General features: G+C 64.8%; 15 protein-coding genes. 7 read left to right on the forward strand and 8 right to left on the reverse strand.

All coding sequences use genetic code 11. From position 1 onward, the window contains the following. Window positions 1–105 precede the first annotated feature (105 nt). Window positions 106–1,911 carry an ABC transporter ATP-binding protein/permease gene (locus BUQ73_RS06920; protein ID WP_079227185.1) on the forward strand — a complete coding sequence of 602 codons (1,806 nt, stop codon included), beginning with the start codon at window positions 106–108 and terminating at the stop codon, window positions 1,909–1,911. Between the two features lie 441 nt (window positions 1,912–2,352). On the opposite strand, the gene BUQ73_RS06925 is transcribed toward BUQ73_RS06920, so the two are convergent. Beyond that, window positions 2,353–3,057 (reverse strand): SOS response-associated peptidase family protein, encoded by a 705-nt coding sequence (locus tag BUQ73_RS06925; RefSeq protein ID WP_079227186.1) that lies wholly within the window; start codon window positions 3,055–3,057, stop codon window positions 2,353–2,355. A 102-nt stretch (window positions 3,058–3,159) separates the two neighbouring features. Here BUQ73_RS06925 and BUQ73_RS06930 point away from each other — a divergent pair, with 102 nt between their 5' ends. Beyond that, window positions 3,160–3,591: a LexA family protein gene (locus BUQ73_RS06930; protein ID WP_079227187.1), complete on the forward strand. Its 432-nt coding sequence runs from the start codon at window positions 3,160–3,162 to the stop codon at window positions 3,589–3,591. Window positions 3,592–3,597: 6 nt separating this feature from the next. Here BUQ73_RS06930 and BUQ73_RS06935 read toward each other — a convergent pair whose 3' ends face one another. Next, on the reverse strand, window positions 3,598–4,800 hold the full coding sequence (locus BUQ73_RS06935) for an MFS transporter (RefSeq protein ID WP_027919601.1): 1,203 nt from the start codon (window positions 4,798–4,800) through the stop codon (window positions 3,598–3,600). Window positions 4,801–4,937: 137 nt separating this feature from the next. On the opposite strand from BUQ73_RS06935, the gene BUQ73_RS06940 reads away from it, so the two are divergent. Beyond that, entirely contained in the window at window positions 4,938–6,212 is a 1,275-nt protein-coding gene (locus BUQ73_RS06940; RefSeq protein WP_079227188.1) for a Y-family DNA polymerase, read from the forward strand. On the opposite strand, the gene BUQ73_RS28380 is transcribed toward BUQ73_RS06940, so the two are convergent. From BUQ73_RS28380 to BUQ73_RS06950, 3 genes are all read right to left on the reverse strand, one after another. Continuing rightward, the gene (locus BUQ73_RS28380) at window positions 6,202–6,351 is read right to left on the reverse strand and encodes a hypothetical protein (protein ID WP_161492832.1); all 150 of its coding nucleotides are present in this window, start codon (window positions 6,349–6,351) and stop codon (window positions 6,202–6,204) included. The genes BUQ73_RS06940 and BUQ73_RS28380 overlap by 11 nt on opposite strands. A 29-nt stretch (window positions 6,352–6,380) precedes the next feature. Further along, on the reverse strand, window positions 6,381–7,664 hold the full coding sequence (locus BUQ73_RS06945; RefSeq protein WP_079227189.1) for an arsenic transporter: 1,284 nt from the start codon (window positions 7,662–7,664) through the stop codon (window positions 6,381–6,383). Between the two features lie 366 nt (window positions 7,665–8,030). Beyond that, window positions 8,031–8,612, reverse strand: coding sequence for a biliverdin-producing heme oxygenase (locus BUQ73_RS06950; RefSeq protein ID WP_079227190.1), 582 nt, complete (start codon window positions 8,610–8,612; stop codon window positions 8,031–8,033). Window positions 8,613–8,751: 139 nt separating this feature from the next. Between BUQ73_RS06950 and BUQ73_RS06955 the strand changes: the two genes are divergently transcribed. Then, window positions 8,752–9,291, forward strand: a complete 540-nt coding sequence (locus tag BUQ73_RS06955) for a histidine phosphatase family protein (RefSeq protein ID WP_079230496.1) — start codon at window positions 8,752–8,754, stop codon at window positions 9,289–9,291. A gap of 19 nt (window positions 9,292–9,310) precedes the next feature. Here the strand turns inward: BUQ73_RS06955 and BUQ73_RS06960 are convergent, their stop codons facing one another. After that, entirely contained in the window at window positions 9,311–10,096 is a 786-nt protein-coding gene (locus BUQ73_RS06960; protein ID WP_079227191.1) for a sulfite exporter TauE/SafE family protein, read from the reverse strand. A 103-nt stretch (window positions 10,097–10,199) separates the two neighbouring features. Further along, complete coding sequence (locus tag BUQ73_RS06965; RefSeq protein WP_079227192.1) at window positions 10,200–10,811, reverse strand: helix-turn-helix domain-containing protein; 612 nt, start codon at window positions 10,809–10,811, stop codon at window positions 10,200–10,202. A gap of 115 nt (window positions 10,812–10,926) precedes the next feature. Here BUQ73_RS06965 and BUQ73_RS06970 point away from each other — a divergent pair, with 115 nt between their 5' ends. Genes BUQ73_RS06970 through BUQ73_RS06980 form a run of 3 tightly spaced genes read left to right on the forward strand, consistent with a single transcriptional unit; the run spans window position 10,927 to window position 13,578 of the window. Next, on the forward strand, window positions 10,927–12,063 hold the full coding sequence (locus tag BUQ73_RS06970; RefSeq protein ID WP_079227193.1) for an NAD(P)/FAD-dependent oxidoreductase: 1,137 nt from the start codon (window positions 10,927–10,929) through the stop codon (window positions 12,061–12,063). Window positions 12,064–12,075: 12 nt separating this feature from the next. Beyond that, window positions 12,076–12,453, forward strand: a complete 378-nt coding sequence (locus tag BUQ73_RS06975; protein WP_079227194.1) for a RidA family protein — start codon at window positions 12,076–12,078, stop codon at window positions 12,451–12,453. A gap of 60 nt (window positions 12,454–12,513) precedes the next feature. Further along, a complete protein-coding gene (locus tag BUQ73_RS06980) occupies window positions 12,514–13,578 on the forward strand; it encodes a hypothetical protein (protein WP_079227195.1) in 1,065 nt (354 codons plus the stop codon). Between the two features lie 51 nt (window positions 13,579–13,629). Here the strand turns inward: BUQ73_RS06980 and BUQ73_RS28905 are convergent, their stop codons facing one another. Next, on the reverse strand, window positions 13,630–14,370 hold the full coding sequence (locus BUQ73_RS28905; RefSeq protein ID WP_416171818.1) for a methyl-accepting chemotaxis protein: 741 nt from the start codon (window positions 14,368–14,370) through the stop codon (window positions 13,630–13,632). Window positions 14,371–14,514 lie beyond the last annotated feature (144 nt).

Raw genomic sequence — 14,514 nt, forward strand, 5'->3', positions numbered from 1 at the left:
GGGCAAGTCGGGGCCGGAACAGGAAAATGAAATGTCCGTCATTTATGCAAGACGAATCCCCCCGCGATGCTACGCTCGCGGAAACACTCGTCACGGATATTTCCCATGGACATGAACTGGCACGAGGCCCTGCAAGAGAGCCTGAGCTGGCTCGCAATCGCCTCGTTCGTCACCCTCATCGGCTTTACCACCGCTGCCTGCCTGGCCGTGCGCTACACGCGCTGGGGCAGCCAGTTCTGGCAGCTGGCCGGGCCTTACTTCACCTTCCGCCGCAGTTGGCGCCCGCTGCTGGTGTTCGGCCTGCTGCTGGTGCTGACGCTGTTCTCGGTGCGCCTGAACGTGCTGTTCTCGTTCTGGTACAACGGCTTCTACAGTGCCCTGCAGGCCCTCGACCAGACTGCCTTCTGGTACCTGTTGGGGGTGTTCGCAGTGTTGGCCACCATCCACGTGTTGCGTTCGCTGTTCACCTTCTACGTGACCCAGGCCTTCAGCATCCAGTGGCGGGTGTGGCTGACCGAGCGCCTGACCGGGGACTGGATGAAAGGCGATGCCTACTACCGCGGCCGCTTCCTCGCCGAGCCGGTGGACAACCCCGACCAGCGTATCGAGCTGGACGTCAGCGCGTTCGTCAGCAACTCGGTGTCGCTGGCCTTGGGCGCGGTCAGCGCACTGGTTTCGCTGGTGGCCTTTACCGGCATCCTCTGGGGCCTTTCGGCGCCGCTGACGGTGGCGGGGTACGAGATTCCCCGGGCGATGGTGTTTGCGGTGTACGTTTATGTGCTGATCGCCACCTGGATTGCCTTCCGTCTCGGCCAGCCGTTGATCCGCCTGAATTTCCTCAACGAAAAACTCACGGCGAACTTCCGTTATGCGCTGATGCGCCTGCGCGAGAATGCCGAGAACATCGCCTTCTACCAGGGCGCGCCGGTCGAGCGGGCGACCTTGCTGGGGCGCTTCGGCGCGCTGATCGTCAACGTCTGGGCGCTGGTGTTCCGGAACCTGAAATTCAGCGGTTTCAACCTCGGCGTCAGCCAGGTAGCAGTAGTGTTCCCGTTCATCCTCCAGGCGCCGCGCTTCTTCAGCGGGGCGATCAAGCTGGGTGACGTGATGCAGACCTCCCAGGCGTTCGGCCAGGTGCAGGATTCGCTGTCGTTCTTCCGTGAGTCCTACGACACTTTCGCCCAGTACCGCGCCACCCTCGACCGTTTGACCGGTTTCCTCGACGCCAACGACCAGGCCAGCGCGCTGCCACGGGTGTTGACCGAAGACCAGCCACGGGCGCTGGACATCATTGGCCTGCAGGTGCTGCGCCCGGACGGCCATGCGCTGATCGCCGACCTCGACCTGCGCCTGCACGGCGGCCAGGCGCTGTTGATCAAAGGGCCGTCAGGCAGCGGCAAGACCACCTTGCTGCGCGCCTTGGCGGGCCTCTGGCCCTATGCCGAAGGCGAAGTCCGGCGGCCGTTGGGCACCCAGGCGTTGTTCCTGTCGCAACGGCCTTACCTGCCGCTGGGCGACCTGCGCACCGCCATCGCCTACCCGGCCGACAGCCAGCCGGCGGACGAAGCACGCATGCAGCAGGCCCTGCGCGAGGTCAACCTGGCGCACCTGGCCGAGCGGCTGGCGGTGACTTGCGACTGGTCGAACATTCTGTCGGTCGGTGAGCAGCAACGCCTGGCGTTTGCCCGGGTGCTGTTCAACCGGCCGCAGGTGGTGTTCCTCGATGAGTCCACCTCGGCGATGGATGAGGGGCTGGAGCATGCGATGTATGCGTTGTTGCGCAAAGAGATGCCCGAGACCTTGCTGGTAAGCGTGGGGCATCGCAGTACCTTGGCCGATTTCCATACCCACCGGCTGGAAGTGGACGGGCAGGGTGGCTGGTCGCTGCGCCAGCAGGAGGTCTTGGCTTAACCTTCAACAGCCCGGTTGCCAGTGCCGGCCGCTTCGCGGGCAAGCCCGCTCCTACAGGTTTTTCACAGCTGTTGAGAGCTGCGCACTACCTGTAGGAGCGGCCTTGCGTCGCGAAAGGGCCGCGCAGCGGCCCCAGATCAACCCGCCCAGGTCAGGCTGATCTGGCCTCTTCATGGGCAAGCCTGCTCCCACAAGGTCCTTCACAACGTTGTTGAGAGCTGCGCACTACCTGTAGGAGCGGCCTTGCGTCGCGAAAGGGCCGCGCAGCGGCCCCAGATCAACCGCCCAGGTCAGGCTGATCTGGCCTCTTCATGGGTAAGCCTGCTCTCACAAGGTTCTTCACAGTTGTTGAGAGCTGCGCAATACCTGTGGGAGCGGCCTTGTGTCGCGAAAGGGCCGCGCAGCGGCCCCAGATCAACCCACCTACCTGCAGCCAAGCTTTCAGGGCTGATGCTCGGCATCGAGCATCACAATCAGTTCAGCCCCTTCGTTTCGCACGTTCCCCACTTCCTTGCCCACCGCAAACCATTCGAACGCCTCCACCGGCAAGCACTGCTCCCGCGCCAGGCGTTCGGCCTCCTCGGCAGGTACCTCCGGGTCGATCCACGCCCGCGCATGTTCCGGGCTCAGCACCAGGGGCCGGCGGTCATGTATATCGACCATTCCCGCATCACTGGCGGCCGTGATGATCACGAAGCCGTCCCCTTCATTCGGCTCCAGCCCCGCATGCACCTCGGCCAGCGCCGCCATGAACATCGGCTCCTGGCTTTTCAGGCGAATGAACCACGGCTGCTTGCGCTTGGGATCGTGCGGGTCGGTCACCCATTCATACCAGCCGTCGGCCATCACCAAGGCCCGCCCTTGCGGCCACAGGGCCTTGAAGAACTTGCCGGTGGTCACCGTCTCGACCCGCGCGTTGATCGGTGCCGGCCGTTTGCCCGTGGCCCAGAACGGCGCCCACCCCCAATGGCAAGGGTCGATGCGCAGGCCATCGGTGGCGTGATGCAGGATCAGCACGCGGCTGCCGGGGGCGACGTTGTAGCGGCCGACCGGCACGTTGTCGTAGCCGCTGATCACGTCCTGCTCGGCGTCCAGTTCACGCAGGTAGTCGGCCAGGCCCTGGTACTGGGCGAAGCGTCCGCACATGGCATGTACCCCCACTTGTCGAAATATCCTACGGCGAAATTGACCGGATACTCGCTACGTCGTTTACTGTATATACATACAGTTTAATATCAAGGCCGTCTCATGACTTCCATCCTGGGTCCCATCACGGGCGGCAGTGCTGCCGTGCCGCGCTATCTGTTCCGCATCCCGGCGGGTTTTCCGTCGCCAGCCGCCGACCACATGGAGCAGCCTATTTCGCTGGACGAGCTGCTCAACCTGCGCGCACCGCATATCTATCTGGTCAGAATAGACGGCGACAGCATGCAAGGCGCCGGTATCTTCGATGGCGATCTGGTGCTGGTCGACCGCTCGATCGCGGCGCGCCATGGCCATATCGTGATTGCCGCCGTCAACGGCGAACCGTTGTGCAAGCGCCTGCAGCGGGTTGCCGGGCAAGTGCTGCTGCGCTCCGAGAACCCACGCTATGCGCCACGCTACATCATGGAGGGTGACGACTTCACGATCTGGGGCGTGGTGACCTTCAGCGTGCGCAGCCATGACCCGGCCGCCTGAACGGGCTCAGCGCAGCAGCGTCACGCCCAGCAACGTGGCACCGGCAAACCCCGCCCCGACCAGGAAGGTCGCCTGGAACCCGGCGCCATCCCACAACAGCCCGGCCACCACGCTGGCGGCCAGCAGCGCCACCCCCGTCAGCAGGTTGAACAGGCCGAATGCCGTGCCGCGCAGGTTGGCCGGCGCGCTGTCGGCGATCAGCGCAGCGAAGATGCCCTGGGTGAAGCCCAGGTGCAGGCCCCAGGCCGCCACGCCCAGTGCCAGCCCGGCCCAGCCCGGTGCCAGGGCCAGCAACAGGTCGGCGCCGATCAGCAGGCCCAGCCCCATCATCAGCACGCCACGGCGGCCCAGGTGGTCCGACAGCGCGCCGGCCGGGTAGGCCGACAGCGAGTAGGCCAAGGCCATGAGCACCAGTACCGCGGGTGCCCACAACGGCGCCAGTCCCATGTCCTGGGCGCGCAGCAGCAGGAACGCCTCGCTGAAACGGGCCAGGGTGAACACCATGGCCAGGCCGATCAGCCGCCAGTAGGCCGGCCCCAGGCGTGCCAGTTCATGCAGTGCCAGGGGCGAGCGCACTGGCCGCGCACCGGGCGCTACCTCAGGTTCGCGAACGAAGGCGATGAGAATGGCCACTGCGACGAACGCCGGGATCACCGCCACCCAGAACACCGTCTGGAAATGGCTCGCCGTCAGCCACATCAATGCCATCGCCAGCAACGGACCGAGGAAAGCGCCGACGGTGTCCAGTGCCTGGCGCAGGCCGAATGCCGCGCCGCGCAGTTCGGGCGGGGTCACATCGGCCACCAGCGCATCGCGGGGGGCGCCGCGGATGCCCTTGCCGATACGGTCGACGAAGCGTGCAGCCATCAGCCACTCCAGCCCGGAGGCCATGGGGAACACCGGCTTGGTCAACGCGCCCAGGCCATAGCCAAGCACCGTCAGCAGCTTGCGCTTGCCGAGGCGGTCGCTGAGCGCGCCGGAGAAGACCTTGGTGATCGACGCGGTGGCTTCGGCGATGCCCTCGATGACGCCGACGGCGACCACCGAAGTGCCGAGCACGGTGACCATGTACAGCGGCAGCAGGGCGTGGATCATCTCCGAGGAAATGTCCATGAACAGCGAGACGAAGCCCAGCGCCCAGACGCTGCGAGGGATCTTCGGCATGGCCTTGGCGGTGGCGGCTTGCTCGGTCTTTTCGGCGCTGCGCATCGGGAGCCTCGGCGGGGTTGTCACAGTTCGAAACTGTAGGAGCCTGTGCGCAGGATGCAAATCGGATGAGTGGCTGGAGGCATCGGCGGAGCGTTGTGGTTAACTGTATATAAATACAGTATTGTTGATGTCGCCCGATGAAACCCACACCTGTCTTTGCCCTGATCGACTGCAACAGTTTCTACGCCAGCTGCGAGCGGGTGTTTCGCCCCGACCTGCAGCGCACGCCCATTGTCGTGCTGAGCAACAACGACGGCTGCATCGTCGCCCGCAGCGCCGAGGCCAAGCCGTTGGTGAAAATGGGCCAGCCGTACTTCCAGGTGAAGGACCTGCTGCGGCGGCACGGGGTGGTGGCGTTTTCCTCCAACTATGCGTTGTACGGTGACATGAGCCAGCGGGTGATGACGGTGATCGAAGGCATGGTCCCGGCGCTTGAGGTGTATTCCATCGACGAGGCCTTCGCCGACCTGGCCGGCATGCCTGGCGACATGGAGCGCCTTGGCCGCGACATCCGCGCCCGGGTGCTCAAGTACACCGGCATTCCGGTTGGGGTTGGTATCGCGGGCACCAAGACCCTGGCCAAACTGGCCAATCACGCGGCCAAACGCTGGTCGGTGCAGAGCGGTTGGGTAGTCGATCTGCGCGACCCGCTGCGTTGCGAGCGGGTGCTGAAGCGCTGTGATGTGTCCGAGGTCTGGGGCATTGGCAAACGCCTGACCGCGCACCTGCAAGGGATGGGCATCCGCACCGCCTGGGACCTGTCCCGCGCCAACCCTGGCCTGCTGCGCAAGACGTTCAGCGTGGTGGTGGAAAAGACCGCCCGTGAACTGGCCGGCACGCCGTGCCTGCAACTGGAAGAAGTCGACCCGCCACGCCAGGAAATCTGTTGCAGCCGCATGTTCGGCCAGCGCCTGACCGAACTCGCGCCGCTCAAGGAAGCCGTGGCCACCTACGTGATGCGCGCGGCGCAAAAGCTGCGCAAGCAGCGCTCGCTGACGCAGCGGATGCGGGTGAGCATCCGCACCGGCATGTTCAACCCCGACGAGCCGCGCTACGCCAACGGCGTGGTCGTGCAGTTGCCATACCCAACCGATGACGAGCGGCTGCTGACACGCATGGCGCTGGAGGCGGTGGAGCGGGTATACCGCGAGGGGTTTCGCTACAGCAAGGCCGAGGTGCTGCTGATGGAGCTGTGCCAGCGAGGGGAAGTGACCGGTGATCTGTTTACGCCGACGCAGAGCGTGAAGGCCGAGCGGGTCATGCAGGTGATCGATGGCGTTAACGGGCGCTGGGGGAGGGGGACGCTACGCAGCGCGGCGGTGCCGGCGACGGCGCAGTGGGCGATGCGGCGGGAGTTGATGAGTGCGGGGTTTACCACGCAGATGGCAGGGTTGTGGCGGGTCAATCCTTGAGTCCGTTGGCTCTGCTACGCGGATCGAGTACTTCAGGCACTTTCACCTGGTGTATTGCGCCGTGGTGATCCGCTTTTACATCACGGGTGGGCTTCAGCAGTTCTTCGCCGATGTCGCGTTCGGCATCGCGTATCTTCAACTCATTCTCAGTAAGCGGCCCCGGCGGTCTCAAAGGCTCAACCGCACTGCCAGCGCCGCCAAGGTCACCAGCAGCACCGGCACCGTCAGCAGCACGCCGACCTTGAAGTAGTACCCCCAGCCAATCGTCACCCCCTTGCGCGCCAACACATGCAACCACAGCAAGGTCGCCAGGCTACCGATCGGGGTAATCTTCGGCCCCAGGTCGCAGCCGATCACGTTGGCGTAGATCATCGCCTCGCGGATCACGCCGTGCGCCTCGCTGGCCTGGATCGACAGCGCGCCGATCAGCACGCTGGGCAGGTTGTTCATCACCGAGGACAGCAGCGCGGCAATCAACCCGGTGCCCAGCGAGGCGGCCCACAGGCCATGCCCGGCAAGGCCGTTCAGCACGTGGGTCAGCGAGTCGGTCAGGCCGGCATTGCGCAGCCCATAGACCACCAGGTACATCCCCAGCGAAAACACCACGATGTGCCACGGCGCCTCGCGCAGTACGCGGCGGGTCATGATCACATGGCCGCGTGCAGCTACCGCGAACAGCACCAGCGCCCCGGCAGCGGACACGGCGCTGACCGGAATGCCCAGCGGCTCCAGCACGAACAGCCCGGCCAGCAAACCCACCAGCACCACCCAGCCGACGCGGAAAGTGGCGCGGTCGCGGATGGCCAGGGCCGGTAGTTTGAGATCTTCACAGGCGTAACAGGCGGGAATGTCGCGGCGAAAGTACAGCCACAGCACCAGCAGCGTGGCTGCCACCGCCACCAGGTTCACTGGCACCATCACCGCCGCATAGGCGTTGAAACCCAGGCTGAAGTAGTCCGCCGAAACGATGTTCACTAGGTTCGACACCACCAGCGGCAGGCTGGCGGTGTCGGCAATAAAACCGGCGCCCATGACGAAGGCGAGGGTCGCGGCGGAGGAGAAGCGCAGGGCCAGCAGCATCGACATGACGATGGGGGTGAGAATCAGCGCCGCCCCGTCATTGGCGAAAAGTGCCGACACCGCGGCCCCCAGCAGCACCATGAAAGCAAACAACCGGCGCCCGTCGCCACGCGCCCAGCGCGCCACATGCAGCGCTGCCCACTCGAAGAAACCCGCTTCATCCAGCAACAGGCTGATGACGATCAGGGCGATGAAGGTGGCGGTGGCATTCCAGATGATCGTCCACACGGTTGGGATGTCGTGCAACGAGACCACCCCGAACAACAGCGCCAGCACGGCGCCGAGGCTGGCGCTCCAGCCTACGCCGAGGCCTTTCGGCTGCCAGATGACCAGCGTCAGGGTGAACAGGAAGATCAGCGCGGCTGGGAGCATGCAGGTAGGGGCTCGAAGCAGATGGGAACAGTGCTGACTGTAGACGGCCTGGCACCACGCTGCCGGCCGGCGCGCGCTCGTGCAGGCGTTCGGTGTCGCGCCGCGCAGTCAGCGTGCCGGTGGGGTTGTTGGGGTTGCACAGATAGATCAGCCCAAGGGCGTTGTCGGCCGCCAGCATGGCATCGATGTCATGGGCATGGCGTGAATCCAGGGCCAGCCTCGAGCCACAGAACACCTGCACCTGCGACGATGCCAGGCCATTCGGTCATGAATCGATTTCCTTGTTGTCACGGGGTGCAGCAAGGAACGAGAGCCGGCGCTGTGAATTAACAGGGGCAACACGCCAAAAAGCGACCAGTGCAGGCTCTAATTCAAGACATTGCGCTGGCCGAGCCACGCTTCGAAATGGCCGAACGTGTCGATGGCGGCCTGTACCGTGGTGGCCTGTGCCGGCGCTGCCGCCGATGCCTGGCCAAGCCTTTCGAGGAAGCTTCGCCAGTAGCTGCCGGTCAGCTCGCCGTACACGTCGAGGAAGGCTGCACCGCTGTCGTGGCCGATGCCCAGGCGCTCGGCCATCGCTCGCTTGAGTACCTGGCCACCCAAGGTCGAGCCTTCCAGGACGTACATAACACCCAGCGCGCTGGCCTCGTCGCGGATGGCGGGCAGTGCCTGGCACAGTGGCAGGGCGCCAATGTCGGCTTCAGTCAGGTCCAGAGCCCGCAGATCGCGGGCCAAGGCCGCAGCCTTGCGGCGCTCTGGACCCTGATAGTCGCTCAGCTGATTTTCCAGAGGGGCATGAAAGCCATAGTAGGCCTGCAGCAGGCGACGGTAAGCCGCGCTATCGAAGCCAGGGCTGAAGAAGGGCAGGCGCGCCTCCAGCGCCTTGTGGCAGTCGCGGGTGCCTTCGCGCAGGGCGAGCAGCAAGGGGCTGGGTGTGGTGCTGGGCATCGGTCTGTCTCTGCTGGCATTTCGCCTGATTGGAGTGGCGATGCTAACCCGACGTTCCGCGTTGGCGTGACTTTGTTGCGGTAAAAATGCGCCTGGCGTGTTAAACCAGTCGGCCTGACTTTCTGTGAAGAACGCCCTGGTGAAAGCCGTACGCCTGACCTTGCTCTGCCACGCCCTGACCCAGGCCCAGAAAAGCGGGCGTCTGGCGCAGCCCGACGACGGCATTTTACCCTTGGCCGGGGAGCCTTTGGCGATCGCCCCCGGCACGCAGCTGCTGGCTGCGCCGGAGCGGCGTGCGGCACAGACGGCGGCGTGGCTTTCGTCGCAGGTGCAGAGCGAGCCGGCGTTGGCCGATTGCGCCCTCGGCCATTGGCAGGGTTTGCCGCTCAAGCAATTGCAGGCCGAACAGCCGCAGGCGTTGGCACAGTGGCTCAATGACCCATTCTGCGCGCCCCATGGCGGTGAGTCGTTCGCGCACGTGTGCGAACGCGTGGGGGTGTGGTTGATGGCCTTCGACAGGCCGGGGGAATGGCTGGCGGTGACTCACCCCTGGGTGATTCGCGCTGCGCTGGTGACGGTGCTGGAGTGCCCGCTGGCTGCCGCGCAGCGGATCGATGTGCTGCCGTTGTCGTGTATCGAGTTGAGCTTTACCGGGCAATGGCGCTTGCGTCTGGGCTGAGCAAGCGCCGTTTGCCGGGTCAGAATGCCAGCTTGTAGCCGATCAGCAGCAACATGGCCGCCAGGCAAGGGCGCAGCACGCGGTCGGAGATACGCCCGGTGAGGTGGCTGCCCATGTAGATGCCCGGCAGCGAGCCCAGCAGCAGGTAGCCCAGCAGCGACCAGTCCATGTTGCCCATGCCGGCGTGGCCGATACCGGCGACCAGGGTCAGGGGCACGGCGTGGGCGATTTCGGTACCGACCAGGCGGCGTGTGGCAAGGAACGGGTAGAGCAGGAACAGCGCCACGGTGCCCAATGCCCCAGCGCCGATCGACGTCAGGGTGACCATGACGCCCAGTACCACGCCGGTCAGCACGGTGAGGGTGTTCAGGCTGCGGTCGCTGAGGTGGTAGTGATCACCGGCGTGGCGGCTGGCAAACGCTTGCAGGCGCGACTTGAACAGGATCGCCAGCGCAGTGAGGATCAGCACCACCGCCAGGCCCTGCTTGATGATTGCGTTCAGCGCCGTGGTGTCGGTATGCAGGGTACTGAGGAACCACAGGGTGAGGGCTGCTGCCGGCACGCTGCCGAGGCTGAGCAGGCCGGTGATCTTCCAGTCGATGTTCTTCTGCCGGGCATGTACCCAGACGCCACTGCCCTTGGTGATGGCGGCATACAGCAGGTCGGTGCCCACGGCTGTTGCCGGGTTGATACCGAACCACAGCAGGATCGGGGTCATCAGCGAGCCGCCACCGACGCCGGTCATACCGACGATGAAGCCCACAACCAGTCCGGCAATGGTGAAACCGAAAGAACCTACATCCATACGCTACTCGACTGCCCAGCTTTGCCCGTTATCGGATGGGTGCCAGCATATAGGGAGTTTTTATAGCCAAATAGACTTGTTCGTTATTAGGTTATAACCGGCATCAGCGATCGGTCATCACCACCATCACATGGGCATCGCCGCCATCCTCGCTTTCCGAGAGGTAGATGTGCCCGACCTGGCTGTCGAAGTACGCCGTTTCCTGCGGGCCGATGCTGACGGCCTCGCCGGTTTCAAATTCAATACGTACCCGGCCGCTCAGCACCACCGCGAACTCCTGGCCCGGGTGGCGGATAAAATCGTCGAACTGGCCGCGTTCGCGAGCGATGATGCGGGCGTAGGCGGGAGTCATGCGCCGCTCCGGGAAGGCACCGGCGATCGGGTGGTAATCGTAGGTGCCTGTGGAATACCCGGCGGCAGCGGGCAACGAGTCGACCACCACGGTCACCGGCGCCGCGACGGCTTGCACCACTGGGCCGCTGGCGCGGAACAGATGGGCAATGTCGACATTCAGGGCGCGGGCGGCGGCAGCCAGTTTTTCGTAGCTCACCGAAACTTGCGCCAGCTCCATCTTCGACAACGTCGACACCGGCACGCCACTGAGCTCGGACAATTGCTTGAGGGTCATCTGGCGTGCCTTGCGCACCTGGCGCAGGCGTCCGCCGACTTCGGCGCGGTCTAGCAAGGGCAGGGCAGCAGGGCGGGCATCAGGCATTCGCGGGTCTCGGCATACGTCGTTGGTCGCGCATCTTACCTTGCGCGCTTGCATGTTTCGAAATTCTCATATATTAGAATTCTCATAAATGATAATTCTCGCAGCAGGAGCGTGCATGACCCAGATCTACGACACCCTGATCATCGGCGCCGGTATCGCTGGCGCCTCACTGGGCTATCGCCTGGCCAGTGAACGCCGCGTGCTGTTGCTCGAACGCGAATCGCAACCGGGCTACCACTCGACCGGGCGCTCGGCTGCGATGTTCATGGAGGCCTACGGTACCCCGCAGATCCAGGCCCTGACCCGTGCCAGCCGGGCCTTCTACGAAGCGCCGCCAGCCGGCTTCTGCGAGCACCCGCTGCTCGAACCGCGTGGCTGCCTGTATGTCGCCAGCCAAGAACAACGCGAACTGCTTGAGCAAACCCATGCGCAGAATCTGGCAAACGGCACTGCCGTCAGCCTGCTCGACCGCGACGCGGCGCTGGCGCTGGTCCCCAGCTTGAACGCCGACAGCCTGGCTGGCGCGGTGCATGAGCCGGGCGCCATGGACCTTGACGTGCATGCCCTGCATCAGGGCTTCTTGCGTGGCTACCGCGCCGCTGGTGGTGAATTGCGCTGCAACGCCGAACTGCTTCGGGCCCGCTACCTCGATGGCCTGTGGGATGTGGAGCTGGCCGATGGCAGCCATGTGCAGGCCAGCACCCTGGTCAATGCCGCCGGTGCCTGGGCTGACCGAGTGGCCGAGCAGTGTGGCGTGGCCTGCGTCGGCCTGCAGCCATGCCGGCGCAGTGCATTTACCTTTTCCGGCCCGGCCGACCAGGATTTTGCCCACTGGCCTGCGGTGATAGGCGTTGACGAGAGCTTCTATTTCAAGCCCGACGCCGGCCAGCTGCTGGGGTCACCGGCCAATGCCGACCCGGTCGAGCCCCAGGATGCCGCACCCGAGGAGTTCGATATCGCTTTGGGTATCTACAACATCGAGGCGATGACTTCGCTGTCCATTCGCCGCCCCAGCCATACCTGGGCGGGTTTGCGTTCATTCGTCGCCGACGGTGACCTGGTGATCGGCTTCGATCCCCGGATGGCAGCGTTCTTCTGGCTGGCGGCACAAGGTGGCTATGGTATCCAGTCGGCCGCCGGCGCTTCGCGCCTGGCTGCCGATCTACTGCTCGGGCAACCGCTGTGCCCGAGCCTGACCGCCCAGGGGGTGGCGCCCGAGCGCCTGTCCCCGGCACGTTTCCAGCAACCCTGAAAGGAGTTTGTCATGAGCAATCAGATCCAGCGTTTTCCCAGCAGCTTGCCGTTTCCGTTTTCCCGTGCGGTGAAGGCCGGCGGTTTCCTGTTCCTGTCTGGCCAGGTGCCGATGAGCACCGCTGGCGAGGTGGTGCGCGGTGACATCCAGGCCCAGACCCGTGCCGCCTGCGAGCGCATCGCCGAGAGCCTGGCGGCGTGTGGAGCGCGCTTCGACCAAGTGGTCAAGGTGACGGTGTGGCTGTCGTCCATGGACCACTTCGGCGGTTTCAACGAGGTTTACAAGGAGTTCTTCGGCGCCGCGCTGCCGGTGCGTTCGACCGTGGCTTCGGCGTTGGCACTGGGGGTGGACGTGGAGATCGAAGTGCAGGCGTTCGTCGGCGAAGGCTGAGCCAGCCGCGGTTCGCGGGCAAGGCCAGTGGGGCCACAACAACAATAACCAGAGGTTCACATGCAAGAGCAACTGAAGATCGCCGGGGCCTTCGTCGGCGTGATCGTGGGGGCGGGCTTTGCGTCCGGGCGGGAACTGCTGTTGTTCTTCGTCGATTTCGGCCTCTGGGGGCTGCTTGGCGCCCTGGTCAGCGCAGCGCTGTTCACCTTCCTCGGCATGGCCTTGGCCGGGTTGGGCAACCGCCAGCGCGCCACGTCGCACAAGGATGTGATCCAGGCCATTTGCGGGCGTCATCTGGGCCTGTTCGTCGACTGGCTGATCACCTTCTTCATGTTCGCCGTGACCGTGGTCATGCTGGCAGGGGGCGGTGCATTGCTGGAGCAGCAGTTCGCCATTCCGGCGCTGACCGGCAGCGTGCTGGTGACGCTGCTGGTGGTGGGTATCGTGTGCCTGGACGTGCGCAAGGTCATCGTTGCCATCGGCGCCATTGCCCCGTTGCTGATCCTGGTGGCGTCGGCGATTGCCCTGTACGCGGTGTTCACCCGCGGGCAGAGCCTTGCCGCGCTTGACCAGCTGGCCAGCCAGCAGCAGGCGGGCACCCGGCACTGGTTGCTGGGGGCGTTTCTGTATGTGTCCTACAACATTGTTGCCGGTGCACCGATCCTGGCGATCCTTGGTGGTTCGGCCAAGGGTGAGAAGGCCGCGGTGTGGGGCGGGCTGCTGGGTGGTGCCGCACTGGGCGGGCTGATGCTGGTGATGAGTGCCGGGCTGCTGTCGCGCCTGGACAGCGTTGCCGACTTGCCGATGCCGATGCTGTCGATTGCCAATGAAGTGTCGCCGCTGCTGGGCCTGGTGATGTGCCTGATCATCTTCGGCATGATCGTCAACACGGCGGTTGGCACCTTGTTCTCGTTCCTCTCGCGGCTGCTGCCAGCGGGCACGGCCAAGTTCCGCTGGGGCTCGGTGGTGACCGGAGCGGTGGCATTCGTCTGTAGCCTGGTGGGGTTCATCAGCCTGGTGGGCCAGGTGTATCCGCTGTTCGGCTATCTGGGCTTTGTGTTGATGGCAGCGGTGTTGCTGGCCTGGGTGCGGCGCGGCAGGAGCGCCAAGGCTGTGGTCGCGTAGTGCTGAGGGGCCTCGTCGGCAAGCGCGTGCTTGCCGACGAGGCGTGCTGCATCAGATGCGGAAGCTGCCCACCAGCTGCTTCAGGCGCCCGGCCTGCTGAGCCAGGGCATCACAATGCTGCAGGGTCTGGTTGAGGTTCTCTACCCCTTGCTGGTTCAGCGCGTTGATCTGGGTGATGTCCAGGTTCAGGCTCTCGACCACCGCGGTCTGCTCCTCGGTAGCGGTGGCCACCGACTGGTTCATGCCGTCGATTTCGCCAATGCGCTGGGTCACGCTGGCCAGGCGCTCGCCGGCCTGGTTGGCCACCTGCACGGTCTGTTCGCTGGAGACCTGGCTGGTGTTCATGGTGTGTACCGCCTCGCGCGAGCCAACCTGCAGGCTGGTGATCATGCGGTGGATCTCTTCAGCCGATTCCTGGGTCCGGTGTGCCAGGTTGCGCACCTCGTCGGCGACCACGGCAAAACCGCGCCCGGCTTCCCCGGCACGAGCGGCTTCGATGGCGGCGTTGAGTGCCAGCAGGTTGGTCTGCTGGGAGATACCCTTGATCACGTCGAGGATCTTGCCGATCTCGTCGGTGCTGGCATTGAGGGTTTCGATCTGTTCGCACGACTCGCTGATGCGCTGCGACAGCGCGGTCATGGCGCTGATCGCCTGCTCGACCACTTCACGGCCACCATGGGCCTGGTCGCTGGCACCGCTGGCGTGTTGCGAGGCATCGGCGGCATTGCGGGCGATCTCCTGGGTGGCGGCGCCCAGCTGGTTGATCGCCGCCGCCACGCTGTTGGTGCGCATGCTTTGTTCTTCGGAACCGATGATCGAGGCATTGGACGCACTGACCACTTTTTCCGACAGGTCGTGCACCAGGCGGGTGGCCGAGGACACTTCGCTGATGGAGGTGTGGATGCGTTCGACGAAGCGGTTGAACGAGCTGGCCAG

This window comes from Pseudomonas putida (assembly GCF_002025705.1).
GTDB classification, from domain to species: domain Bacteria; phylum Pseudomonadota; class Gammaproteobacteria; order Pseudomonadales; family Pseudomonadaceae; genus Aquipseudomonas; species Aquipseudomonas putida_J.